The organism is Stutzerimonas sp. FeSN7 (assembly GCF_030263795.1).
GTDB classification, from domain to species: domain Bacteria; phylum Pseudomonadota; class Gammaproteobacteria; order Pseudomonadales; family Pseudomonadaceae; genus Stutzerimonas; species Stutzerimonas stutzeri.
Map to the genome: position 1 here is coordinate 147,235 of NZ_JARPMN010000001.1, position 25,370 is coordinate 172,604.

Below are 25,370 nucleotides of genomic sequence, written 5' to 3' on the forward strand. Positions count from 1 at the left end.
GGGGGCTCCATGCGCCTGATGCTGACCGAGCCATTCGAAAGTCTGTGGCAGGGCAAGGACCCCTTCGAAGAGGTCGAGCGTCTGCAGGGCCAGGTCTACCGGGAACTGGAAGGTCGCCGCACGCTGCGTACCGAGGTTGCCGGGCGCGGTTACTTCGTCAAGATTCATCGCGGCATCGGCTGGGGCGAGATTGCCAAGAACCTGCTCACGGCCAAGGCGCCGGTGCTTGGCGCCGGCCAGGAATGGCGAGCCATACAGCGCCTCAAGGAAGTCGGCGTGCCGACCATGACCGCGGTGGCCTATGGCGAGCGCGGTGGCAATCCGGCAAGCCAGCACTCGTTCATCATCACGGAAGAACTGGCGCCGACTGTCAGCCTCGAGGATTTCTCGGCGAACTGGCGCGACCAGCCACCACCGCCGGCACTCAAGCGCGCCCTGATCGCCGAAGTCGCCCGCATGGCCGGCACCATGCACCGCGCCGGGGTCAATCACCGCGACTTCTACATCTGCCACTTTCTGCTGCATACCGACCGGCCGGTGACGGTCAGCGATCTGCGCCTGTCCTTGATCGACCTGCACCGCGCCCAGACTCGCAGTCACACACCTGTTCGCTGGCGCAACAAGGATCTGGCTGGGCTGTACTTCTCGGCCCTTGAGATCGGTCTGACCGGCCGCGACAAGCTGCGCTTTCTGCGCGATTACTTCCAGCGGCCGCTGCGTGAAGTCCTGCGCGACGAGGCTGCCTTGCTGGCGTGGCTTCAGCGCAGGGCGGAAAAGCTGCTGGATCGTAAGCGGCGCTACGGGGATGCGCTTTGATGGCCGGCTGGACGCTGGACGCTGCGTATGCCGACCTGCATGATGATTTCGGCAGTCTCGCAAGCGTGTTCGCGCTGGAAGGTGAACGGCTTACCAAAGACCCACTTTCAGAAGTCATTCGTGTCGAGCGCAACGGGGTGCGCTATTACGTGAAACGCTACTCCAGTGCGGGCAAAGGCCTGCGGCGTTACCTCGGGCGACCGCGGGTCAAGGCGGAGTGGCAGAACCTGATGCTTTTTCGCCGTTGGGGCATCCCCACGGCGCCGATCGTGGCTTACGGCATGGAGCGGCGCGGCGGTGCTTTTCTCCGCGGCGCCCTGATTACGCGTGAATTGGAGCAAACCGATGATCTGGCTTTGCTGGCGACTACTCATGATGCCCGTCTTCGCGATCCGCGTTGGGTGCAGGAGGTCAGCCTGCAACTGGCGCGCTCGACACGAGCGATGCACGACCGGAGCTTCGCCCACAATGACCTCAAGTGGCGCAACCTGCTCGTCGATCCGCAGCGTCGTCTGTATCTGATTGACTGCCCTACCGGCGCCTTCTGGCATGGTCCGTTTCTGCAGCGGCGTATAGTCAAGGACCTGGCATGTCTGGACAAGGTGGCCAAGTACCAGCTCAGCCGAACCCAGCGCCTGCGGTTCTATCTGCAGTATTGCCAGCGAAAGCGACTGGTTGACAAGGACAAGCCGCGCATCCGGCAGATTCTGAATTATTTCCAGGGGCGGGAATGAACGATTTCATTGCGCAGGCCGATCGTCCAACGCTCGAGCGCCATGGCTTGGCGAGCTTCGATGCGCTCTGGTCGGTCCAGTTGACGGCGGTGGATGAGCCCAATGTCGAACGCGGCGGCTGGAGCAGTGTTTTCAGGTTGGAGCTCGATGATTCGGCGTTCTACCTCAAGCGGCAGAGCAATCATCTGACCCGCACCCTGGCACACCCGTTCGGTGAGCCGACCTTTGCCCGGGAGTTTCGCAATATCCGTCGTTATGCGCAGCTTGGCGTGCCGGCGCTTCAGGCCAGCTTCTTCGGGCAGCGCAAGGTTGATGGCGAAAGGCGTGCAATTCTCCTGACCCGCGCATTGGATGGTTGGATGGATTTGGACGGATGGCTGAAACGATGGCCCGAGCTGAACGAACCTCGACGCCAGGCCATCATCGGTGCGGTCGGTGCGCTGGCGCACACGCTGCATCAGGCCGGCCAGATGCATGGCTGCTTCTATCCCAAGCACATCTTTCTCCGTGAGCAGGACGGGCATTGGCAGGCTTGCCTGATCGACCTGGAAAAAACCCGACCTCTGTTGTTAGGGCGGCGCGACCGGATCAAGGATCTGGAGCCGCTCGTGCGGCGTGCAAGCTGCATCGGTGACCAAGGCGTGCGGCACTTGCTGAATGCCTATCTGGACGATCCTCGCCTGGTCGAGCCATGGCTGTTGCAGTTGCAGCGGCGACACAAAGCCAAGGAGGCGCGCTGATGAGATTGACCGATCTGACGGTCGCCGGGCGCGAGCCAGCCTGCCCTGCGCTCGTCGAGCTATCGGGTGAGGCAAGTCTGCATGTCGATTCGTGGCTGCGCATCCTGCCGGGGCAGCGCTATGTCTGTCGCGCGCGCTGGAACGGGCGCCAGGTCCTGGCCAAGCTGATGGTGGGTGGCAAGGCGCAGCGTCATTATCGACGCGAGCTGGCTGGTGCGAAGCTGCTGATCGACCAGCATTTGCCAACACCTGCGCTGGTGGGGCAGGGCTGGCACGAGGGTGAGGGTGGCTGGCTGCTGTTCGACTGGCTCGATTCCGCCAAAAGCCTGTGGGAGAGCTGGCGCTCCGTCGAGGCGGAGCCTGTGCTGACAGACGGGCAGCGTGGCGTGCTCGGTGAGGCGCTTGAGCTGATCGCCAGGATGCATGCGCAAGGCCTTTGGCAGGCGGATCTGCATCTGGATAACTTCCTCACGGCCGACGGTCAGCTCTACGTGGTCGACGGCGGCGGTGTAAAGGCCGAGACGCCCGGGGAGCCGTTGTCGCGTGAGCAGGTACTGGAGAACCTGGGCGTCTTCTTCGCGCAGCTACCGGCAGAGATCGAGCCGTTCATCGAAGAGCTGCTGGTGCCCTATCTGCTGACCAACAGCGAGCACGCCCTGCCGCTGGAGGCGTTGCTCAAGCAGGTTCACAAAGTCCGTGACTGGCGTCTAACTGACTATTTGAAGAAGGTCGTGCGGGACTGCAGCCTGTTCAGTGCGAGCATCGGGGCGTTCAGGGCGCAAGTGGTTCGGCGTGACGAGCAGGCAGCGCTGCAGGCGGTGATCGATGACCCCAATGAATTCATCGCTCGAGGCAAGTTGTTAAAGGGCGGTGGTAGCGCGACGGTAGCCAGTATCGAGCTGGACGGCCGGGCCCTGCTTATCAAGCGCTACAACATCAAGAGTCCGCTGCATTGGTTGAAGCGCTTCTGGCGGCCGAGCCGCGCCTGGCACAGCTGGGTCGAGGGTAATCGGCTCGATTTTCTCGGGATCGCCACTCCTCGTTTGCTGGCCGTGATCGAGCGCCGCTGGCTGTGGATGCGCGGTCCGGCGTGGCTGATTACCGAATTGCTGCGCGGAGAAGATATAATTGCGCGTTTTCAGCCGTATCTGGATGGCTGTCCTCCAGAGCAGGAATTGGTTGCCCTGGACCGGCTGTTCGCGGCACTGATCCGCGAGCGAATCAGTCATGGTGATCTCAAAGGGCACAACCTGTTCTGGGAGCATGATCGCTGGTCGTTAATCGACCTGGATGCCGTGCAGCAGCATGGCAGCGATGCCAGCTTCGCTCGGGCGTATGCCAAGGATCGTGCGCGATTCCTGCGCAACTGGCCGACCGACAGCGCCCTGTACCGGCTGCTTGACCAACGTTTACCCGCGGTGCCCGGCACCAGCATCGAAGATTAAGAGGCAATACCCGTGGCATTGACGATTCTCGGCCTTTCCGGCGCCCTCAGTCATGATCCTTCCGCCGCCCTGTATATCGACGGCAAGCTGATCGCCGCCGTCGAAGAAGAGCGCTTCGTGCGCGACAAGCATGCCAAGAACCGCATGCCCTACGAGTCAGCCAAGTTCTGCCTGGAGCAGGCCGGCATCAAACCGTCCGACGTCGATGTGGTGGCGATCCCGTTCGCCCCCATAAGCATCTTCGAAAAGGCGCGCTGGCACTATGCCAAGCGTTACTGGTACGCACCGGATCGCGCGCTGGATGCCATTCTCATGGGCAACCGCCGCTATTACCGCTACAAGAAACGCATCGAATGGTGTCTCCAGCAGCTGGGCTTCGACCTGAAGAAGGTCAAGATCCAACCGGTAGAGCATCACCTGGCTCATGCCTCCAGCGCCTATCACTGCTCCGGCTTCACCGAGAAAACCGCGATTCTCGGCATCGATGGCAAGGGCGAGTACGCCACCACCTTTTTCGGCTGGGGTGAGAACGGCAAGATCCACAAGATCAAGGAGTTCTACGACCCGGATTCCTTGGGCGGGCTGTATGGCGCGATCACCGAATACCTCGGCTTCGAGATGCTCGATGGCGAGTTCAAGGTCATGGGCATGGCGCCGTACGGCGACGCGGCCAAGTACGATTTCTCGCGCCTGGCGACCTTCGAGAACGGCGAGCTGACCATCAATACCGAATACGCCAACGTCATCGGCTTCCGTCGCTACAAGGAGAAGGGCAAGGGCTACTACTTCTCGCCCAAGCTGATCGAGTGGCTGGGACCCAAGCGCGAAGGCGATATCGCCGACGACCCGTACATTCATTACGCGGCCAGCATGCAGGCGCTATTCGAGAAGCTTGCGCTGGAGATGATGGACTACTACCTCGGTGACATCATCCGCGAGACCGGCAAGATTGCTTTCGCCGGAGGTTGCGCGCTCAACGTCAAACTCAACCAGAAGATCATCGCCCGCGAGGAGGTCAAGGAGCTGTTCGTCCAGCCGGCCTCCGGTGATGCCGGAACCGCTGTCGGTGCGGCGGCCTATGTGTCGGTGCAGCGCGGCGTTCCGGTAGAGAAGATGGAGCACGTCTACCTCGGCCCGTCTTATTCAAACGAAGATGTCATCGCTGCCTGTGCCCGGCATCCGAACAAGCCAGTGTTCAAGCAGATCGCCAACACCCCCGAGCGCATCGCCAGGATCATGGTCGACGGCAACCCGGTGGCCTGGTTCCAGGGGCGCATGGAGTTCGGCCCGCGCGCCCTTGGCGGTCGCTCCATCATCGGCTGCCCTAGCGTGCCGGGCGTGGCCGACCGCATCAACGAACAGATCAAGTTCCGCGAACGCTGGCGGCCGTTCTGCCCGTCCATGCTCGACACCGTCGCGCCACAGATGCTCAAGGTCGACCACCCGAGCCCCTTCATGACCTTCACCTTCGAGGTCAACGAAGGCTGGAAGGAGCGCGTTGGCGAAGTGGTCCACGAAGACGGCACCTCCCGCGCCCAGGTCCTCGAACGCCGCCACAACCCGCGCTGGTACGACCTGATGCTGGAACTGGAAAAACTCACCGGCAACGGCGTGTCGCTGAACACCTCGCTCAACCGCCGCGGCGAACCCATGGTCTGCTCGCCGACCGATGCGTTGAACATGTTCTATGGGTCGGACCTGCAGTACCTGATCATGGAAGATGTGTTGGTGGTGAAGGAAGGTAAGGGTTGGTATGACGGTGTCTAAGCAGGAAACAGCCTCGAAGCAGCGCTGGGTTCTGCAGTTCTGTCACAGCTACGACGGCCCCTTCCTCGATTGCGCGCGGCAGTACGCCGCGCTTTTCGTTGGTACGTCGTACAAGGTTTGCACCGTCTACCTGACGGGCACGCCGAGTGAACACGTGGTTCAAGGCTCGGCTTCCGACGAGGTTATTTTCCTCAACTACTCCAGCGCCCAGGTAGGTGGTCTGAAGCTGGCGGCGATTCGCGATATTCGACGGATTGCGGCTACACGGGACTTTGCCTTCTGCATTGCGCACCGCTTCAAGCCCGTCTATGTGGCCTTGCTGGGCACACGCCTGCCGGTGATCGGGGTTCATCATGCCTTTGGCGACTATCAGCGCCGTTCGCGTCGGCTATTTGCCAATTTCTATCGAAAGCGCCTGAAACTGCTGGGCGTGTCCAATGCGGTGCGAGATGAGATTCGTGCCTGCCTGCCGAGCTGGCCTGCCGAGCATATCGAGACGCTGTACAACCGGATCGATATCGGAGCTGTGCAGGCTGAGCAGGTTTCGCGCCAGGCCGCCCGCGAGTATCTGGGCCTGCCGCAGGAAGCGTGGGTAGTAGGGAATGTCGGCAGGCTGCATCCTGACAAAGATCAGGCAACGCTGATTCGAGGCTTTGCGCTGGCCTTACCTAACCTGCCGACTGGAAGTCTGTTGGCGATCATGGGCAGCGGTCGTCTGGAGACATCGCTGAAGTCCCTGGCCGCAGAGCTGGGCGTAGCGGAGCAGGTGCGCTTTCTTGGCCAGGTACCGCAAGGCCGCCGCTACTTCAAGGCCTTCGATGTGTTTGCTCTGACTTCCGATCATGAACCTTTCGGCATGGTGCTGCTGGAAGCTATGGCGGCGGGGGTGCCGGTGATCTGCAGCGACTGTGGCGGTGGTGCGGAAGTTGTTCAGGGCGTAGGTGAATTATTCCCTTTTGCTCAGCCCGCTGCGCTTGCGAAGTCCTTGAGTGTCCTGCTGATAAAGTTCGAGGATCCGTTGCCAGCCGCACGCCGCCTACAAGAGTGTTTTAGTGATCAGGCTGTGCGCGAGCGCTTCTGGACCCGGGGCTGGATAGTGAGCTGATGTTTGATTCGAGGTCAGGGAATGTGGCTGGAAAACCTAGTATCTGCTTTGTAATTCCATACTTTGGAAGTTGGCCCTTTTGGATGCCGCTGTTTCTCGAGTCCTGCAGGCGCAATTCAGATATCGACTGGCTCTTGTTCACTGACTGCGGCACACCGCCTGTCCTGCCGCACAACGTGCGTGTAGCGCATGTCAGCTACGACGATTATTGCTCGTTGGTGTCGGAACGCCTCGGAATCAATTTTGCACCTGATAACGCCTACAAACTCTGCGATATCAAGCCCTCATTAGGTCATATCCACGAAGATGAGCTACAGGGTTATGATTTTTGGGCATTCGGAGATCTAGATGTTATTTACGGTAGGTTGCGCGCATATTTTACTGCCGAGCGGCTTGCCCGATACGACCTTTATTCGACACATGCGCGTCGTGTTTCGGGGCACCTGTGTCTGATACGGAACACCTCGCAAATGAGAGAGCTATTCATGAAGATGCCTCGCTGGAAGGAGCGCTTCATGGACCAAGAGCACCATGCCCTAGACGAAGGCGCTTTTAGCCGCCTTTTTCTATGGCGCAAGAATTTTCCGGAGCCGCTTTTCAAGCTGGTTGGGCTGCTCAACCCGCTGCGACGGCGTAGTGAGTTTATCGAGGCATTCAGTACTCCTAACGGTTGCATTCCGTGGATTGATGGTACGTTCCGTTTTCCGCAGCGTTGGTGTTGGAATGAAGGATCGCTAACCAACGATCTTGATGGGAGTCGAGAGTTTCCTTATTTTCACTTTGCGATCTGGAAGCGGGGAGCATGGTCTGAGCGAACAGCGCCGTTGCCGGAAGCGGTACGGACACTTGCATCCCGTCCTGCATGGAAGATTGATGAAAACGGTCTGTCGGAGTGCGTGCAATGATTGGGCGTCGTATAAAAGTCTTGCAATTGCATCCTGACTACAACATCAAAGCACATGACTTTGCCGATTTGGGTGAGCAGATATTCAAAGCTCTGCCGGTTGATCGTTACGAGACGGTCAATGCGTTCCTGCGAGGTCAGCCAGCACCGGGAGCACCGGTGAGCCGAGCCGATCGATCAGTATACTTTGGACTCACTGATGCCCAACTAAAGGGTATGCGTGTCCGCGCTATGTGGCGCTTGTACCAGTTTTGCCGCGCCGAGCAATTCGACGTGGTGATCTGCAATCGTTTTAAGCCGGTCAACATGATGCTGCAGCTCAATCGCTGGCTGAAAGTGCCGCTGTGCATTGGCATTGCCCATGGCTTTGGGGAATATGACCGGTTCTATCGACGTCGCCAGACTAAGCGGCTGATTGATAAGTCCTGGCGCTTTGTCGGGGTGTCACCTGCAGTTAAACAGTACCTGTTGGACTGTGACTGCGGTTTTACTGAGTTCAATACAGTAGCGATTACCAACGCTATTGATATCGAACAAGCGAAAGCGCTGCAGCTGTCGCGAGAGGATGCACGCTCACAGCTGGGGCTGGATCCAAATGCGCGCCTCATTGGTGCCTTAGGTCGGCTTGTTCCTGTGAAAGGCCATATATATCTGATCCGAGCTTTTGCCTCCATTAAGGATCGGTATTTACATGCACAGTTAGCGATTATCGGGGCTGGACGCGAAGATGCCAATTTGCTGGCCGAGATCGACCGGTTGGGTCTGGCAGGCAGAGTTCATCTGCTTGGGTTCCGTGAGGATGCTTTACAGTACGTTCGGGCTTTTGATATCTGGGCTATGCCTTCGTTGGCTGAAGGTCTTGGTCTGGCACTGCTGGAAGGGATGAGCGGTGCTTTGCCTGTGATTGCCACTGATGTTCCCGCCATGCTTCCGTTAATTAAGGGTGCTGGCGGAATTGCTGTGCCGCCAGCGAATGCTGATGCACTGAGCGAGGCGTTAGACTCCTACCTTTCATTAAGTGATTCGCAGTTGCGTGATAAAGGCGAACAAGCCTATCGATATCTTATAGAAAATCATGAGATTGGCTTGTTCCGAGAAAAGTATCTGGGGCTTATCGAGTTGAATCTGAAGCCTTATGGCTTTAAGTGATCTGGCATCGGGCTTTTAGTCGTTCTTTTGTGATCTTCAATCTTTCTTAATTTTTTGCTTTCACTGGTGTTTTTATGGGTTTGGTTCGTCGCTTTAAAGGGTTTTATGGGGAGTCAGGTTATTTTACGGTCTCGCTGCTGGTCTTTATCTTAAGTTTTTTGGTTTTGCCAACTAGTAAGATGGTAAATAACGTTTATTATATTTTTTTGGCTATTCCTGCGTTGGGGCTGATAGTGTTTGGCCGAGGGCGGTCAGTTAAGATTTCGACAGGGTTGGCGCTGTGGGGGGGGCTGTTTTCCTGCTTAATGCTGGTTGGAGTTTTCTCTGCTGATTTAAAGTGGTTGAAGTACGTGCTTTATGTAACAGTATTTGTGGTGTTAGTTAGTCAGTTCGTTGATCCTCGGCCGTTTCGGACACCGCAATTCGCGCGTGGGTTGTTTTGGGTTGTTGGTGCTTATGTGCTGATCTCCGCTATCGTTTATTGGGTTGTAGGACGCTACGCGCCAGGTGAGCGCGTACTATGGCTGCCTGGCCGGATGACAGGTCCTATTTATACTAGTATGTGGCTGGCTTGCTGTTTTACGCTTGCATTGCCGGTATGGGTAGAGCAGCGTCGCTGGGTTGAGCTATCTTTCGCTATTTTGTTAGCTGTTTTTTGTATGGCTTATGTTTTGCAAAGCCGCTCAGGTTTATTGGGGATGGCTGCGCTTGGAGGTCTAGTGGCAGTTTGGCTGATCTTAAGGCAGGCCCGTTTTATTTTTTGGTTAGGGCTGGTTGCGCTTTTGGGATGTCTTTTGGTTTATTGGGCGGTGCTTGAAATCCCCGAGGTTGCTCGGCTGTTCGCTCGGGCAGACGCAGGGCGATTTGAGTTGTGGAGAATTTTTTTAGCTGAATGGGAGGCGTGTGGATTATGGCTTGGTTGCGGGACGAGCCCAAATATTGATGTGGTTTTGTCAAGCGGAATGCCTATCCAGCATCCTCATAATATTTTTTTAGCGCTTGGCATTTATGGTGGTTTTTTTTCGCTGTTTATTTTCGTGCTGCTGATGGTGGTGGTTTTGCAGGAGGCATGGAGGAGGCGCGATCCGTGGGGGGGGTATTTGCTGCTTGCTTTGATAATGTTGAATTTTGATGGTGATAGATTTGTCGATAATCCTAATGAGCTTTGGCTATTAGTTCTACTTCCTGCCGCATTGATTATAAATTTTCGATATGAGGAGGTGTCTGGCGGATCTGTTCCCGAAAATTCAGCTTGAGCTGCTCGTTATGTTTTTTAGTTTCGTTTGATGAGTGGATTGTTGGGGGTTAGGGTTGGCTTTTCTCATAGGCGTCAGTCAAAGATTTCCAGGGGAAATCTGGTAAGAGCCCTCTGCGCTGTAAGTAGTTCTGAAGGTGGGCAAGGTTACGGCGTGTTAGCGATTGAGATAGTGGGCCTCGTTTATGTTGTAAGTCTAGACAGTCGATGAGGCCGAAGTGTCCGCCTGGGAGTTCGACTATATTGCCGAGGTGCAGGGAGCGAAAATAAATCCCATGGATGTGCAGAAATTTAAAGAAGTTAGCGATAGCTGGTATTCTAGTATCGAAGCTCTCGCGGTCTGTTAGGTATAATTGTTCCAAAGTTCGGCCAGGTAGCGGATAGTATAGGCACGCGCTAAGGCCGCTTTTTTTGTCTATCCAAAAGATATCGATAACTTCGGGCGCAGCTATGCCGCAAGCTTGAAGTTTGATGGTGTTGCGCTGGAAGCGTCGTGCCGACGGCATTAGGCGTGCTAGCAGTGGAGTGCGGCGAGTATAGAAAATCTTCAAATAAAGACCATTCTCCAACGCGACTACCTTAGCCCCTCGAGCGTCTTGCTCCAATATCTTGCCACTGGCGAGCCAGCTTTCCAGTTCCTGCGCTGCTACAATCCGCATCTTGTTCCTCTAGCCAGTTCATGGGGCTTGCCGAATGGCCAATTCTACCCAGCAATCCAGTGTAAAGGTGTATCTGCGGTTGCTGCGCTACGTGCTCCCCTACTGGGGACTGTTCGCTGTCAGCCTGTTTGGCTTCCTGATTTTCGCCTCCACCCAGCCGATGCTCGGCTACATTCTCAAGTTTTTCGTTGATGGACTGAACAACCCGGACGCCAGTTTTTTCGCTCAGGTTCCCTATCTCCAGGATCAGGCCTGGCTGGCGGGACTGAAGCTATTGCAGGCAGTGCCTCTGCTGATCGTGTTCATCGCCCTGCTGCAAGGCATCGGTTCGTTTCTCGGCAACTATTTTCTGGCCAGGGTTTCGCTGGGCCTGGTGCATGATCTGCGCATCGCACTGTTCAACAATATGCTGACGCTGCCCAATCGCTACTTCGACAGCCACAACTCCGGCCATCTGATTTCCCGCATCACCTACAACGTGACGATGGTGACGGGCGCCGCGACGGATGCGATCAAGGTGGTGGTGCGCGAGGGTATGACCGTTATTTTCCTGTTCGCCACGCTGCTCTGGATGAACTGGAAGCTGACCATGGTGATGGTGGCGATCCTGCCGCTCATAGGCCTTATGGTGGCCAGCGCCAGCAAGAAATTCCGCAAGCAAAGCAAGAAGATTCAGGTCGCGATGGGTGACGTCACCCATGTCGCATCCGAGACCATCCAGGGCTACCGGGTGGTGCGCAGCTTCGGTGGCGAGGCCTACGAGCAGGCCCGCTTTCTCGACGCCAGCAGGGACAATACCGGCAAGCAGTTACGCATGGTCAAGACGAACGCGGTTTACACGCCGACATTGCAACTGGTGATCTACAGTGCCATGGCCGTACTGATGTTCCTGGTGCTGTACATGCGTGGAGATGCGTCGGCCGGCGATCTGGTGGCATATATCACGCTTGCCGGCCTGTTGCCCAAGCCGATCAGGCAGCTTTCGGAGGTGAGCTCCACCATTCAGAAGGGCGTTTCTGGTGCGGAGAGCATTTTCGAGCAACTGGACGAGTCGCCCGAGACCGACAGCGGAACGCTCGAGCGCGAACGTGTTGCCGGGCGTCTGGAAGTCAATGATTTGAGCTTCGTTTACCCGGGCACCGACAAACAGGTGCTGCACGACATCAGCTTCACCGCCGAACCGGGCCAGATGGTGGCGTTGGTCGGGCGCTCGGGTAGCGGCAAGTCGACCCTGGCTAACCTCATTCCGCGTTTCTACCACCATTATCGGGGGCAAATCTTGCTGGATGGCGCGGAGGTCGAAGACTACAGGCTGCGCAATCTACGCCGGCATATCGCACTGGTCACCCAGCAGGTCACGCTGTTCAACGATACGGTTGCCAACAACATCGCCTATGGCGATCTCGCAGGCGCACCGATCGAGGATATCCGTCGCGCTGCCCAGGCAGCCTATGCCGACGAGTTCATCGAACAGATGCCGCAGGGCTACCAGACCCCGGTTGGCGAGAATGGCGTGCTGCTTTCCGGTGGCCAGCGCCAGCGCCTGGCGATCGCTCGTGCACTGCTGAAGAATGCGCCGGTGCTGATTCTGGACGAGGCGACCTCGGCGCTGGATACCGAGTCCGAGCGGCACATACAGGCGGCGCTCGAAGAGCTGATGAAGGGCCGTACCACCTTGGTCATCGCCCATCGCCTCTCCACCATCGAGAGGGCCGACCTCATTCTGGTGATGGAGCAGGGGCGCATCGTCGAGCATGGTACCCACGCCGAGCTACTGGTTGCCAATGGCCCCTATGCGCGCCTGCATGCCACGCAGTTCAAGGACGAAACCCCGAACTCGGGGCAAACACAGAATGGAGAACTGCTGTCATGAGCCAGCAGGAAGAAATCGAGCGCTGGCTTGCCGTTCCGGGTGAATGGGTCGAGCCGCCGAATGAACGGCGGGGCGGACTCAGCGGTGTTCAGCGCATTTACACCCATGATGGCCAGCTGCTTTATCGCAAAGAGCAGACCGGCCATGTCTACCGCAGCCTGAGCAGGCCCTTGGGCTATCCCACCGTGATGCGCGAGCAGGATGCGCTGGTGCACTGTCGGCGTCTGGGTGTACCGGTGCCTGCCCTGGTCTTCGCCGGTTGCCACAAGCAGAAGGGCGTCTGGCAGGCAGTCCTGCTCACGGAGGGGCTTGAAGGCTTCGAGAGCCTGGATGATTGCTATCGGCGAAAGGCCGAACAGCGTTGGGGAGAAGCGCTGCATCTGAAGATCATTCGTGAGGTCGGCCGGGTGATCGGGCTCTTGAACGCAGCACACCGCCAGCATGGCTGCCTCTATCTGAAGCACGTTTTCGTCAGCGTTAGTGAGGGCACCTTCCAGGTCGCACTGATCGACTTGGAAAAGAGCCGTATCCGCCTGAGTCGGTTCCAGGCCGCACGTCATGATCTGAGCCAGATCGCTCGCCGCTCCGGCTGGAAGGAAGAACGCTGGACAGCTTTCATCGAGGGTTACCGCCAGAGTTTCACATGGCCCTTACCCCGCTTCAGAAGGCGCGAATGATGCTGAACCCTTGGCGTGCCTGGCGCGAACGTGGCTGGCACACTATCGATGCCTCCACCTATGCCGAGATCTGGCAGCGTTACGGTGGCAGCGTTGCCACGCATCCTGACGTCGTCGAGCGTCTGGCTCGTCTCGCTGATATTCCGGTGCGCTATCTAGCCTGGGAGCAACAGGACGAGTGGGTCGCTGCGGTCCCCTGCTGGGGCCGTCACCTGGCACTGTCCAAGGATGTCCTGAAGAAGACCGGCAAGCGTGGCCTATTCGACCTGGGCAATGCCGAGGTCATCCTGCCGGTGGCCGAGGATGCCTGCGTGCCGGTACGCCAGCGTCTGTGCTATGTCTCCGAGCTCAATGCCGGGCGCATTGCCACTCTGCGCGAGCAGCCCGAGGGCCTGGCGCTGGCGCGCCAACCCGAGGAGTACTCGAAGAAATTCCGCTACAACCAGCGGCGCGAATTGCGTCTGTTCGAAGAGGCAGGCGGCGTGGTGCGCTCGGTGGCGGAGTTCACCCCCGCCGAGCTGGCTGCCATCTATACCGACCTGTTCGAGCGTCGCTGGGGCTTCGAGGTGCCAGGCAAGCCCTATCTGACCGAAGTCTTCGGCCTGTTGCGGGAGTTCCTGCGTGGATCGCTGCTGATGCTGGACGGTTTTCCCGTGGCCGTTCAGGTGCTGTACAGCGTCGAGTCGTTAGGCTGGATCAGTTACGAGTACATCAATGGTGGTGTCGACCCTCGTGCCCATCACCTCAGCCCCGGCAGCGTTCTCAGCTTCATCAATACCCAGGCCGCTTGGGACGTGGCGCGGCATCGGGGCAAGGCACTGCGCTATTCGTTCGGCCGGGCCGATCGGGACTACAAGGATCGTTGGTGCAACAGGGTCGCCGCGTTTCGGACGTGAATGAATGGAAACACGCAAGCAGCAATTGCTGCGCCGTCACCGGCGCGGCAAACGTATCTTCATGGTCCTGGCTCTGCTGGTTCTGGTCGCGCTGGATTGGTTCGCCGGCTGGAACAGTCTGCCGGTACTGCTGATCCTGGCCTGGATCGCCCATGAGGCCTGGCTCGCCGACCATCTGTTCTATTCGCCGAGGGAGGACTATCGCTATGCCTTCCCCGACTCTGCGCAGAAGATAGGCGGCCGCCTGAACAAGGGGCGGCTGGTGCTGGAGCCTGGAGAGCTGTCCGACGATGCCGATACCCTGATGCTCGAAGTGCAGGTGCGTACCACCTGGCTCGGTCGCTGGCTGGACCCTCATGTACTGATCGCCGATGGCCAACCCTGCGATCGCCAGGACTTCGAGCGCGGCGCATGGGGGCGCCGTTACCTCAACCTTTCCGGCCTGCTGCCGGCTCTGAGGGCGGGGCGCGTACAATTGCGGACGCGCTTCTGTCGCCTGGCCCCCGAAGTCTGCCTGCATGTTTTCAGCAATCCGGACTACGCAGCGCGCCGGGTGATGGTCATCGCCCCTCACGCGGACGATGCCGAGCTTGCTGCCTTCGGCCTCTACAGTCGTAGCGCACAGGCCAGCATAGTCACCCTCACCCAAGGTGAGATCGAGGCTCAGAACTACCGCCGGCTCGGCCTCGACAAGGCTGCCGCAGCGCGCCTCAAGGGGCGACTGCGTAGCTGGAGCAGTCTGGCTGTGCCGCTCTGGGGTGGTGTGCCGGAGACTCGCTGTGTGCAGCTGGGGTATTACTGTCTACAACTGGCACCCATGGTCGCCGAGCCGGACAAGGCTTTCCCTTCGCTTGAATCCGGCGATTCGGATATCCGCAGCGTGCGCCGTTTCAACCCCCTGGCATTACCGGGAGACATGGACGGTGTGCCCAGCTGGAACAATCTGGTGAGCGACCTCGCCGCGTTGCTCAAGCTGTTTCGGCCCGAAGTGGTGGTGCTGCCGCACCCTGAACTGGACCCCCATCCCGACCATATCCAGGCTAGTCGGGCCTTGGACGAAGCCATCGCGCTCGGTGACTGGTGTCCCGAGCTCCGCTTGCTCTATGCCAATCACCTGTATGACAACGATCGCTGGCCCATGGGACCGGTGGGTAGTGGCGTGGCTTTGCCACCGCGGCAGGAGCCATTGCCGGCGGATGGTCTATGGAGCCCGGTGCTGAACGCCTCTGCTCGTCTGGACAAGGCCCAGGCGCTGGCCATGCAGCACGACCTGCAGACCCCCCTGCCGCTGAAGAAGCGCCTGCGCCGGATCATTCAATGGGTGCTGGCAGGTCGCCGTTGGCCGGAGTTCGGTCAGGACGACTTCTTCCGCAAGGCCGTGCGTCGTCATGAGCTGTTCTGGGTGCGCAAACCGTAATGGTGCTGCGGGCCTGCCCAGACGCTCGAAAGCATCGTTCCGAGAGCGGGCGATCCGCATGACAAGTGGAACTGGGAGCGCCGGTTTCCGGTTGATTCGTATCGGTTTTGGTGGTGGTGTGTGATCGATTCGCGGGCAACGCGGGATACCCGTATTCATGAATTGCTCCGCGACAACGAGCAGACCCTTGGGGCATGGTGAGCATGCGACGCTGACGGGGCGTTTCGGTGAGCTGATTCGGCTTGCTGCCGAGAAGTCCGGCGAGCGCGTCGTGGCGCAGGGGTGCAGGGGTGCACAGGCCGATCCTCGACAACATCGACCGGTCTCGCAACGGTGGGTTGCAACCGTCGCCGCCCGATCAGCCCGAAAACACCTGCTCCAGCCGCTCCGCGAACAATATCCGCTCGGTCCAGGCGTTCAACTCGGCCTCGCTGGCGGCCTGCAGCCGCTGTTCGACGGCGTCGGGCAACTCGCCGAACTTGATCTGCAATTGGCGGCGCAGGGTATTGGCCTGGCCTTTGGTCTGGCCGATAGCCTCTCCTTCAGCTCTGGCCTCGGCCTTCTCCGTCACTTCGTCATGCAGCGCGCGCTCACGGACGAACGCCAGGCGCCGAGCTTCGTCGTCATCCGACAGCGCCTGCAGGCGCTCACGGGCCTTCCGGACCGCAGGGCTTTCGATGCTTTGCATGAGCTTGTCCTCCCGCCAATGCTTGAGGTAGGTGATCCAGTCTGCCAGAGCGCTGCCCGCCTGGGAATGCAGTCGATCGGCCTTGGGCAGTTCGATCAGGTGCAGTTGCAGACTGCGATCCAGCCGCACCTCGGGGAGCTGGCGATCGCGCAGTTCGAAGGCCCAGCAGGCCTGCGTCTCCTCGAACAGGTCGAAGTCCATCAGGTGGATGCCGATCACCGGCTGTACCTGATGATAGCTCTCGCCCGCTTGCAGTTGCCGGCCCAGGTTGCGGGCCAGGTAGTAGAGGCTGCGCGAGGGCCAGCCGGCGTGGTTGCGGGTCTGCATCTCGATGTTGAACAACTGGCCGGTCAGGTCGCGGGCGAGAATGTCCAGCACGATGAACTTGCCGGTCAACTCCTCCGGAGCGATCTGCGGGTTGAGTACCCGCAGCTCGACGATGGGCGGCTCGTCGCTGCGCACCGCGTTGATCAGGTCGGCCAATAGGTCCGGCGCCTCGGCGAACAGGCGCTTGAAGATCACGTCGAGCTTGGGATCTAGCAGGGGCTGGTGGGGCATGCGTGTACGTCCTTGTACGAGCAGTGGGCTTCAAAGCGGATAAACTGGATATGGAAACAGTATCCATGACATTAGCCTGCCACAAGCGGAACGTATTCATCGCGTGAGCGCTATCCCAGGCTGTACGGGACCTTGCATGGGAGTTGGGCGAACTGGGACTCGATGTGGCGAACCTTGTAGTCCGCATGGCCGATCATGTTCGGTGTTCGCGGCAAGGCATTGCGTTACCGGGAGAATTCGATGGCTCCATGCTGGTATGCTTTGCAGCGTTTTTCGAACACCCCGGAGCCCCAATGAAGCTGTCCATGCCCCGTTTCGACCAAGCCGCCGTTCTGGTGGTCGGTGACGTCATGCTCGATCGTTACTGGCATGGCGGCACGTCGCGGATCTCGCCCGAGGCACCGGTGCCGGTGGTGAAGGTCGAGCAGATCGAAGATCGCCCAGGCGGTGCGGCCAACGTCGCGCTGAACATCGCAGCGTTGGGGTCTGCCGCGGCGCTGGTGGGTGTGACCGGCGAGGACGAGGCGCGTCAGAGCCTGGCTGACAGCCTCGCGGCCGCCGGTGTGCAGGCGCATTTCCAGTGCATCGATGACCAGCCCACCATCGTCAAGCTGCGGGTGATGAGTCGCCATCAGCAACTGCTGCGCATGGATTTCGAGGAGCCGTTCAACACCGATCCGGCCGCGTTGCTGGCCGAGGTGGAAGGGCTGCTGGCCGGGGTCAAGGTGCTGGTGCTGTCGGACTACGGCAAGGGCGCGCTGAAGAACCATCAGGCGCTGATCCAGGCGGCGCGGCACCGTGGCATTCCGGTGCTGGCCGACCCCAAGGGCAAGGATTTCGACATCTATCGCGGCGCTACGCTGATCACGCCGAACCTGGGCGAATTCGAGGCGATCGTCGGGCATTGTGCCGACGAGGCCGAGTTGGTCAGCAAGGGTGCCGAGCTGATGAGCCGGCTCGAGCTGGATGCGTTGCTGGTCACCCGTGGCGAGCACGGCATGACCCTGCTGCGTCCCGATCACGCGCCGCTGCACCTGCCGGCCCGTGCCCGCGAAGTGTTCGATGTCACCGGTGCCGGCGATACCGTCATTTCAACCCTGGCCGCTGCGATTGCGGCTGGCGAGGAACTGCCACAGGCCGTGGCACTGGCCAACCTGGCCGCCGGTATCGTGGTCGGCAAGCTGGGCACCGCCTGCATCAGCGCGCCGGAGCTGCGCCGCGCGGTGCAACGCGAGGAAGGCTCCGAGCGTGGCGTGATGACCGTCGAACAGCTGCTCACCGCAGTCGAGGATGCCCGCGCCGAGGGCGAGAAAATCGTCTTCACCAATGGCTGTTTCGACATCCTGCACGCCGGTCATGTGACCTACCTCGAGCAGGCCCGCGCCCAGGGCGACCGGCTGGTGGTGGCGGTGAACGATGATGGCTCGGTGAGCCGCCTCAAAGGCCCGGGCCGGCCGATCAATTCGGTGGATCGACGCATGGCGGTGCTGGCTGGTCTGGAAGCGGTGGATTGGGTGGTGTGCTTTTCCGAGGACACGCCGGAAAACCTGCTGGCCCAGGTGCGACCCGATGTGCTGGTCAAGGGCGGCGACTATGGCGTCGATCAGGTCGTCGGTGCCGATCTGGTCAAGGCCTACGGCGGTGTAGTGAAGGTGCTGGGGCTGGTGGAAAACAGCTCGACCACGGCCATCGTCGAGAAGATCCGCAAGGCGTAGGGCGGGTGAAACCCGTACTACGGCTACTGCTTTGTGAAAGGGCCCGCCCCGGGGCGATGCTCTTCAGACTTCAGACTTCAGACTTCAGACTTCAGACTTCAGGCCTTTGGCAGTCCTGCGACCTGTATCGCCGAGAGGGCGCGCCCACTGGGTTCGGTGGTGCTCGCTGCTTTTGTGGGAGGCCGCGCCCGCTCCCGGCGGGTCTGCGGCATTCATCACATCCCCGTGGATTGCCCGGCCTCGGGGCGATGCTTTTGAGCTTCAAGCTTCAAGCGTCTGGCAGTCCCGTGGCCTGCACTCGCCGCGTGCCTCGTATTGCAGCAGTCCCAGCATAGGTATCAGCGCTGAGGCTTCGGCACGATGCCGACCTGCATGCCGAAGGGGCCGAATACGCTGTTCAGGGTGTGCACGGTCGGATTGGCTTCATCGTGCTCCAACTGACGCAGAGCGCGCAGGGAGAGTTTGCACATCTGGGCGAACCTGGCCTGCTGCAGGCCGGTGATTTCCTTGCGGAGCCTGCGGACGGCTTGTCCGATGGTGATATCGCCGGATGCCAGTTGAGTCCGTATCTCCGTCAGGATGCGGTCGCGCTCTGTGATATCCATTCAGGTAAGCCTCCATCTGGCGAGTCGTTGAGGAAGGCTGCGTAGCGCGATACGTGGATGATTCATGGTCGCCAGAGGCAGGCCTTCGTCGGTCAACAGGTCGGGCAAGGCCATGAAGTCACGTGCGGCTGTTCTGAGCCGCTCGAACAGTTCTTCGGCATCGGCCCATATGCCTACCTCTTCGCAGGCCTTCCGCCAGTCTACCTCGCCAGCCAGCTCAATGGGCTGCGGCCACTTGGTTGTGCGTGTTACGCCTTCATCGTCCATGACCATGGGGGCCAGGTCATATATAGGGGCCAGCTTCACGCCTTTGTCCATGCGTAGAATCGATGTATTGCGACCATGGTTGTCCGAGTTGCCCAAGATCAGGTTCAGCAGGTCGCGCCGCAGGTATTCGAACACCAGATCGCCGACCTGCTGACCTTGACCCACGCTTTGCCATAGCTCGACGAGGTGTCGCAGTACATTGGTGTGCGACATATAGCTACCGGGCTCGGTCACGCCCGCCAGTGAATACATGGACTCGACAGCAGTCCGGACGACCCCATCGACGGTGACGTTGCGATCGAAACGCTTCATCCACAGGCTGGGCTTGCGCCCCTCTTCCAGCGACAATCCTTCAGCATCGACGGTATCCAGCCCCAGTTTCTGAAGGCCTCGGTAGAAGCAGAATTCGCTGCGCAGTATTTCCTGGTCAGTCTTGCTGGCCCGGTTGCGTGCGAATTTTACGAACCAATGCCGAGCGGCTTCCGCGTCAGGAAGAGCTGCATCGGGGTGCAGCGCTCCCCGTCGGTCTTCGGTCAGTAGCAACTTGGGCGCTTCGCCGCCTGCGCCAGTGGCGCCGCCGATGGCTGCTCCCTGTTCGTAGGCGTATTCCAGGAAACGCGAGTCGCGGCTGATGACTTCCTCCCGCGAGAAGCCCAGCATCGGGCTATTGGCGATGGCATCCGCCGCCTCCTTGATGCGCAGATTGCCGACAGGTGCGGGAGTGCAGCGACTCAGTAGGAAAAGATCAAGATCCAGATCCCCGGGGCGCTCGCCCCCCAGACGTTTGAGCAGGGAACGACGAGCCGCTCCGGCGGGCAGGATGTCGAAGAGAAAGGAGGGCGCATGGGGAAGGCGCCAGAGATCCCAGCCCAGGGGTAACGTGGCGCTGACCGCATTGCTCAATCTGCTACCCATGACGTCCAAGGCATCAACCAGATATGCCTGCTTGTATCCATACGAGCAGGTGCCCTCCAGCCCCAACGTGGGTTGCTCGAAGGTCAGTTGCATGGCGTCGTGCCATGCGTGGCCTGTATGAATCTGTAGGGTGAGCGGGTACATGTCTGCTACCGGCATTTTACTGCCTTAAAAGTAGCCTTCATCTCGCTAAAAGGCAATAAATTACCTTTTTTGCGCTGCTGAGTGATTAAATAGGTATTTTAGTGCTTATTTCCAGCGTATGGAGTCTGTTTGTAGGAGGCGCCATGCCCGCGATAGCTCTGCAGGTCCGGGTTTCGCGAGCATGGCCCCGTCCGTTCGCTGGCGGGGGGCCAAGCGGTTCAGCGCGCCACGGCGACCGGCTTGGCGGCCCACCAGTCCCTCCAGCGAACGCGCTCGTCGCGCACCACCCAGCCTTCCTGCGGCGCAAAGCTTTCCGATAGCCATAGGCCGCGAGTGTTCACCGGGCTGAACTGGCCATTACGCAGTTGCAGCAGCTGATCCTGCGGCTGGCCCTGCTTCAGCGGTATCAGGTAGAGGTCCGGCCGGCTGCGCTCCAGGCGCGCAACCAGTTGTCCGTCTTCCAGGCGCTCGTCGACGTGGAACAGGCTCAGCTGACGCGCCTCTTTCGGTAGTTCCATGCGCATGTCATAGACCAGCTGCAGCGAGGCGGTCGGCAGGTGTACATAGGCGCGAGGACGCTCCATCAGCACCATGTTGCCGCACTGTACCGGGCGCGTGGCGCCGGATTGCGAGGCGAGCTTGAAGTGCACCGCCTCGCGGTAGTGCAGGCTGGCCTGGTACGGAGTGGGCAGCCACGTATCGCCGAAGCGACCGGCGAGCCAGCCTTCAGGAGTTTCCAGCAGGCATTCTTCGGCAATTTCCTGGATGGCGGTGAGCAATGGCAGGTTCAGCTCATGGGCCGGGATGTAGCCGGAGATCAGCTTGAGCACAACGTCACCACGGTCCGGCCGCTGCTGACGGACCAGCACCCAGTATTCGCGGCCCTGCCAGCTCATGGTCAGACGCACCGAAACGCCGAGATTGGCCAGTTCGATGGCAAAACGGCCCGGATCGGACACCTCCACCGGGCGGCGGCGCTCGATCACTTCGCTGAAGTTCAACGGCCGGCCCAGACTCTGGTAGCTCAGGTTGTCCTGGCTGGCCTCGACGTAGAGAGGCAGAGTCTTGAATGCGGCAGGGCTCTTGCGCACCAGAACTCTTGGCATTCGGTTTCTCCTTGCGGCGAAGAAAGTAACCGCGCGGCATCAGCGTAATGCGCTTCCGCGCAGCGGATGAACGTTGCCGCCAGGACCGTTTCAGTTGCCGGTCAGAACGGCAGCAGCAGTCCGTACGTTAGCCGTCAAATGCTGCGGATTGATAGTGCCGATGATCGCGCCGCTGACACCTGGGTGACCGAACAGCAGCTCGAAACTGCGGCGGACCGGGTCTTCGCCTGGCTTGAGGCAGGCGTGCCCGCTGGCGAGGGCTTTCTTGATCAGGATGCCCTTGCCGTGTGCAGCAGCGTAGTCGAGGACCGGTCGTTCGGCCTGCTCGTTGAGGTTGTAGGTCACCATCGCGCAGTCGCCCTGCTGCAGCGCAAGCAGTCCACCATCGACCGTCTTGCCGGACAGGCCGAAGGCGAGGATCTTGCCCTCGCGCTTGAGCTCGGCCAGGGTCTGGTAGACCTCGGTGTGCTGCAGGATATCGAGGTCGTTGCCGTCCGAATGCACCAGCACCAGCTCGATGCGGTCGGTACGCAGACGCTTGAGGCTGCGCTCCACCGAGAAGCGCGTGTGGGCGGCAGAAAAGTCGAAACGCGACTGGCCGTTCTCGAACTCCTCGCCAACCTTGCTGACGATCACCCAATCCTCGCGCTGTCCGGCCAGCAACGGGCCGAGCCGTTCCTCGCTGACGCCGTAGGCCGGCGCGGTGTCGATCAGGTTGATACCCAGTTCGCGGGCCAGGGTCAGCAGCTGGCGAGCCTGGGCGTCGTCTGGGATGGAAAAACCGTTGGGATACTTCACCCCTTGATCGCGGCCCAGCTTCACCGTGCCCAACCCCAGTGGCGAAATGCTTAGGCCGGTGCTGCCCAGCGGGCGGTGCAGGTCATGCAGCGTCGCGTTCATGGCAGCAGCCCTTCCCAGAACGGCCCGGTCAGCGGCGGACGTGGCAGTTGAGGTAGCGCGGGATGGTTGGCCGGACGAATGCCGTCACGGGCGAGGGCGGCTTCGACGCGGTCGGAGAAGTCGGGGGACAGCGCCAGCTTGGTCGGCCAACCGACCAGCAGTCGGCCCTGCTCGGCAAGGAAGGCGTTGTCCGGACGGGCGAGTGCCGATTGTGCAGGCTCGGCGCGGTCGATACGCAGCGTGGCCCATTGCGCGGAGGACAGGTCGATCCAGGGCACCAGTTCGGCCAGTTCCTTTTTCGCCGCGGCGATCTGAGTGGCTTCGTCGCGCGCCACGCCATCGGCTTCGGCCAGGTCGCCGCCGAGATACCAGAGCCACTCGCCGTCCGCTGTCGGATGGCTGGTGACCGTGATCCGCGGTTTGGTGCCGCCGCCCAGGCAATGGGCATAGAGCGGCTTGAGCGTGGGCGCCTTGACGATGACCATGTGCAGCGGACGGCGCTGCATGGCCGGTTGTTGCAGGCCGAGCGACGCGAGCAGCTCGGCAGTCCCGCCCCCGGCGCTGAACACGATGCGCTGGGCGCGGATCTCGCGACCATCGACGCGCAACCCGACCAGCTCGTTGTCGTCGAGCAGTGGTTCGATCTGCTGGCAGGCCAGCAGGCTGTCGCCAGCCAGCTCGGCCAGACGGGCGATCAGGCTGGGCACGTCCAGCACCAGTTCGCTGAGGCGGTAGACCTTGCCCTTGAACCGTGGATGCTGCAGCGCAGGTGGCAGCTCATCGCCCTTGACCTGGCCGACCCGCGAGCGCACTGCCTTGCTGGCGAAGAAGCTGGTGAGGTTGCCGGCCAGGGTGCCTGGCGACCACAGATAGTGTGCATCGGACAACAGGCGTACGCCGCTAAGGTCCAGCTCGCCCTTGCCTTCGAGCGCTTCGCGCCAGCGCCGCGGCATATCGGCGATCGCCTCGGAGGCACCGGTGAGCGCACCGCTCAGCGCGTACTTGGTGCCGCCATGGATGATGCCCTGGGACTTCACGCTCTGCCCGCCGCCCAGTGTTCCCTTGTCGACCAGCAGCGTGGCAAAACCCAGTCGGCGCAGGCGCGCGTTCAGCCAAAGGCCGGCGACGCCGCCGCCAACGATCAGGACGTCGGTGCTGAGGGATTCGGGCATGTGCAGACCTCATTGGGTAAACGGTCGCGCAGTATAACTGCAGTCCGCCGGCAGCTTAGTGGCCTGCACTGCGGGAGAACAACTGGATGACCACCACGCCGGCGATGATCAGCCCCATGCCCAGTACCGCCGGCAGGTCCAGGTACTGACGATAGAGCACCGCCGCGGCGACGCTGACCAGCACGATGCCGAGCCCGGCCCAGATGGCATAGGCGATGCCTACCGGGATGGTCCGTACCACCAGCGCGAGCATCCAGAACGACAGGCTGTAGCCCGTCACCACCAGCAGCAGTGGCAGCGGACGATTGAAGCCGGCCAGTGCCTTCATCGAGGTGGTGGCGACCACCTCGGCGCAGATGGCGATGGCCAGGTAAACATAGCCGGACATGGCGAGATCCTGATTATGGGCGGGCAACTTCGTTCGGTTCCGACCTCGCCAACAAGTTCGCCGGCAGGGCGGTTATGGCTCGCGAGCAGGCAGCTTGCTAAGCTCCGCGCCCATGAATCGCACCCTCTATACCCTGTTGTTTCACCTCGCCCTGCCGCTGGTGTTCCTGCGCCTGCTGTGGCGCGCCTGGCGCGCCCCGGCCTACTCCCGTCGTATCGGCGAGCGTTTCGCCTTCGGTTTGCCGCGGCTGCGTCCGGGTGGCATCTGGGTGCATGCGGTCTCGGTGGGCGAAAGCATCGCCGCGGCGCCGATGGTCCGCGAGCTGATGGCGTGCTACCCACACTTGCCGATCACCGTCACCTGTATGACCCCGACCGGCTCCGAGCGCATCCAGGCGCTGTTCGGAGACAGCGTGCAGCATTGCTACCTGCCCTATGACCTGCCCTGGACCGCGGCGCGTTTTCTGGATTGCCTGCAGCCGAAGCTGGCGGTGGTGATGGAGACCGAGCTCTGGCCCAACCATATCCATCAGTGCGCCCGGCGCGGCATACCCGTGGCGCTGGCCAACGCGCGGCTGTCCGAACGTTCGGCCCGCGGCTACGCGCGTTTCGCCCGGCTGACCGCGCCAATGCTGGCCGAGCTGAGCCTGATCGCCGTGCAGACAGAGACTGAAGCCGAGCGTTATCGCCAGCTCGGCGCACGCCACGAATGCGTCGAAGTGACTGGCTCGATCAAGTTCGACCTGGCCATCGACCCGGCACTGCTGGCGCGGGCGACCGATTTGCGCGATCAATGGGCGGCGCAGGATCGGCCGCTGTGGATCGCCGCCAGCACCCATGCCGGCGAGGACGAAATCATCCTGGCCGCGCACCGACGCTTGCTGGAGCGGTTTCCGCAGGCCCTGCTGCTCCTGGTACCACGGCATCCGGAACGCTTCATCTCGGTGTTTGAACTGGCGTGCAAGGAAGGCTTTGCCGCGGTGCGCCGCTCGACGGGCGAGACGGTTGGCGCCGGCACGCAGGTGCTGGTCGGCGACACCATGGGCGAGCTGCTGTTTCTCTATGCCCTGGCCGACGTGGCCTTCGTCGGTGGCAGCCTGGTGCCCAATGGCGGACACAACCTGCTGGAGCCTGCGGCGTTGGGCAAGCCGGTGCTCAGTGGCCCGCATCTGTTCAACTTTCTCGAAATCTCCGCGCAGCTGCGCGATGCCGGCGCCCTGCGCGAAGTGCAGGATGCCGATCAGCTGGCTGATGCTGTCGGTGAGCTCTGGCGCGATTCGGCTGCCGCGCAACGGATGCGTGACGCCGGGCTGGGCGTGCTCAAGGCCAATCAGGGCGCCTTGCAGCGTCTGCTGACAGGACTGGCGAGGCTGCTCGGCTAGTCGGTGTGTCTGGTCCGCGAGGAGGCCGGATCAGCTGTCGGCGTCATTGCGCCGTCTGGGGGGCGAGCGCCTGGTGGGCTTTAGCCCACCCAAC

Annotated in this window: 22 protein-coding genes; 15 read left to right on the forward strand and 7 right to left on the reverse strand. The window is 60.7% G+C overall.

Translation table 11 applies throughout. The features are described from left to right. Window positions 1-9: 9 nt before the first annotated feature. The 13 genes from rfaP to P5703_RS00680 all read left to right on the forward strand — a co-directional run bounded on the left by rfaP (window position 10) and on the right by P5703_RS00680 (window position 15,437). Window positions 10-816: a lipopolysaccharide core heptose(I) kinase RfaP gene (rfaP, locus tag P5703_RS00615; RefSeq protein WP_013984223.1), complete on the forward strand. Its 807-nt coding sequence runs from the start codon at window positions 10-12 to the stop codon at window positions 814-816. Next, complete coding sequence (locus P5703_RS00620; RefSeq protein ID WP_200632535.1) at window positions 816-1,550, forward strand: lipopolysaccharide kinase InaA family protein; 735 nt, start codon at window positions 816-818, stop codon at window positions 1,548-1,550. Before rfaP ends, P5703_RS00620 begins: the two co-directional genes overlap by 1 nt. Then, on the forward strand, window positions 1,547-2,290 hold the full coding sequence (locus P5703_RS00625; RefSeq protein ID WP_014597891.1) for a lipopolysaccharide kinase InaA family protein: 744 nt from the start codon (window positions 1,547-1,549) through the stop codon (window positions 2,288-2,290). The genes P5703_RS00620 and P5703_RS00625 overlap by 4 nt, the downstream gene beginning before the upstream one ends. Then, a complete protein-coding gene (locus P5703_RS00630; RefSeq protein WP_014597890.1) occupies window positions 2,290-3,735 on the forward strand; it encodes a lipopolysaccharide kinase InaA family protein in 1,446 nt (481 codons plus the stop codon). Before P5703_RS00625 ends, P5703_RS00630 begins: the two co-directional genes overlap by 1 nt. 12 nt (window positions 3,736-3,747) lie before the next feature. Further along, entirely contained in the window at window positions 3,748-5,502 is a 1,755-nt protein-coding gene (locus tag P5703_RS00635) for a carbamoyltransferase family protein (protein ID WP_014597889.1), read from the forward strand. Then, the gene (locus P5703_RS00640; RefSeq protein WP_014597888.1) at window positions 5,489-6,607 is read left to right on the forward strand and encodes a glycosyltransferase; all 1,119 of its coding nucleotides are present in this window, start codon (window positions 5,489-5,491) and stop codon (window positions 6,605-6,607) included. The genes P5703_RS00635 and P5703_RS00640 overlap by 14 nt, the downstream gene beginning before the upstream one ends. Then, window positions 6,607-7,512 carry a DUF6625 family protein gene (locus tag P5703_RS00645; RefSeq protein WP_080558877.1) on the forward strand — a complete coding sequence of 302 codons (906 nt, stop codon included), beginning with the start codon at window positions 6,607-6,609 and terminating at the stop codon, window positions 7,510-7,512. Before P5703_RS00640 ends, P5703_RS00645 begins: the two co-directional genes overlap by 1 nt. After that, window positions 7,512-8,660: a glycosyltransferase gene (locus P5703_RS00650; RefSeq protein WP_043942365.1), complete on the forward strand. Its 1,149-nt coding sequence runs from the start codon at window positions 7,512-7,514 to the stop codon at window positions 8,658-8,660. The genes P5703_RS00645 and P5703_RS00650 overlap by 1 nt, the downstream gene beginning before the upstream one ends. A gap of 74 nt (window positions 8,661-8,734) precedes the next feature. After that, window positions 8,735-9,916: an O-antigen ligase family protein gene (locus P5703_RS00655; protein WP_111481577.1), complete on the forward strand. Its 1,182-nt coding sequence runs from the start codon at window positions 8,735-8,737 to the stop codon at window positions 9,914-9,916. A 692-nt stretch (window positions 9,917-10,608) separates the two neighbouring features. Beyond that, the gene (gene msbA, locus P5703_RS00665) at window positions 10,609-12,447 is read left to right on the forward strand and encodes a lipid A export permease/ATP-binding protein MsbA (protein WP_125865086.1); all 1,839 of its coding nucleotides are present in this window, start codon (window positions 10,609-10,611) and stop codon (window positions 12,445-12,447) included. Beyond that, window positions 12,444-13,124 (forward strand): lipopolysaccharide kinase InaA family protein, encoded by a 681-nt coding sequence (locus P5703_RS00670; protein ID WP_011914837.1) that lies wholly within the window; start codon window positions 12,444-12,446, stop codon window positions 13,122-13,124. Before msbA ends, P5703_RS00670 begins: the two co-directional genes overlap by 4 nt. Next, window positions 13,124-14,020, forward strand: a complete 897-nt coding sequence (locus P5703_RS00675) for a GNAT family N-acetyltransferase (RefSeq protein ID WP_125865116.1) — start codon at window positions 13,124-13,126, stop codon at window positions 14,018-14,020. Before P5703_RS00670 ends, P5703_RS00675 begins: the two co-directional genes overlap by 1 nt. Window positions 14,021-14,024: 4 nt before the next feature. Beyond that, window positions 14,025-15,437, forward strand: coding sequence for a PIG-L deacetylase family protein (locus P5703_RS00680; protein WP_041755814.1), 1,413 nt, complete (start codon window positions 14,025-14,027; stop codon window positions 15,435-15,437). Between the two features lie 358 nt (window positions 15,438-15,795). Here the strand turns inward: P5703_RS00680 and P5703_RS00685 are convergent, their stop codons facing one another. Further along, on the reverse strand, window positions 15,796-16,683 hold the full coding sequence (locus P5703_RS00685) for an Rpn family recombination-promoting nuclease/putative transposase (protein WP_011914834.1): 888 nt from the start codon (window positions 16,681-16,683) through the stop codon (window positions 15,796-15,798). Between the two features lie 293 nt (window positions 16,684-16,976). Here P5703_RS00685 and hldE point away from each other — a divergent pair, with 293 nt between their 5' ends. Further along, window positions 16,977-18,398, forward strand: a complete 1,422-nt coding sequence (gene hldE, locus P5703_RS00690; RefSeq protein WP_279647027.1) for a bifunctional D-glycero-beta-D-manno-heptose-7-phosphate kinase/D-glycero-beta-D-manno-heptose 1-phosphate adenylyltransferase HldE — start codon at window positions 16,977-16,979, stop codon at window positions 18,396-18,398. Window positions 18,399-18,736: 338 nt separating this feature from the next. Here hldE and P5703_RS00695 read toward each other — a convergent pair whose 3' ends face one another. The 6 genes from P5703_RS00695 to P5703_RS00720 form a co-directional block, all read right to left on the reverse strand. After that, a complete protein-coding gene (locus tag P5703_RS00695) occupies window positions 18,737-19,003 on the reverse strand; it encodes a helix-turn-helix domain-containing protein (protein ID WP_020305806.1) in 267 nt (88 codons plus the stop codon). Beyond that, on the reverse strand, window positions 19,004-20,329 hold the full coding sequence (locus P5703_RS00700; protein ID WP_037004355.1) for a type II toxin-antitoxin system HipA family toxin: 1,326 nt from the start codon (window positions 20,327-20,329) through the stop codon (window positions 19,004-19,006). It abuts the gene before it with no gap. Between the two features lie 218 nt (window positions 20,330-20,547). Next, window positions 20,548-21,435 carry a hypothetical protein gene (locus P5703_RS00705; RefSeq protein WP_049325421.1) on the reverse strand — a complete coding sequence of 296 codons (888 nt, stop codon included), beginning with the start codon at window positions 21,433-21,435 and terminating at the stop codon, window positions 20,548-20,550. A 90-nt stretch (window positions 21,436-21,525) separates the two neighbouring features. Continuing rightward, window positions 21,526-22,335: an aldo/keto reductase gene (locus P5703_RS00710; RefSeq protein ID WP_234492645.1), complete on the reverse strand. Its 810-nt coding sequence runs from the start codon at window positions 22,333-22,335 to the stop codon at window positions 21,526-21,528. Further along, window positions 22,332-23,507 carry an NAD(P)/FAD-dependent oxidoreductase gene (locus P5703_RS00715; RefSeq protein WP_279644653.1) on the reverse strand — a complete coding sequence of 392 codons (1,176 nt, stop codon included), beginning with the start codon at window positions 23,505-23,507 and terminating at the stop codon, window positions 22,332-22,334. The genes P5703_RS00710 and P5703_RS00715 overlap by 4 nt, the downstream gene beginning before the upstream one ends. A 55-nt stretch (window positions 23,508-23,562) precedes the next feature. Further along, window positions 23,563-23,895, reverse strand: coding sequence for a DMT family transporter (locus P5703_RS00720; protein ID WP_017246573.1), 333 nt, complete (start codon window positions 23,893-23,895; stop codon window positions 23,563-23,565). Window positions 23,896-24,007: 112 nt separating this feature from the next. Between P5703_RS00720 and waaA the strand changes: the two genes are divergently transcribed. Continuing rightward, a complete protein-coding gene (gene waaA / locus P5703_RS00725; RefSeq protein WP_049325418.1) occupies window positions 24,008-25,276 on the forward strand; it encodes a lipid IV(A) 3-deoxy-D-manno-octulosonic acid transferase in 1,269 nt (422 codons plus the stop codon). Window positions 25,277-25,370 lie beyond the last annotated feature (94 nt).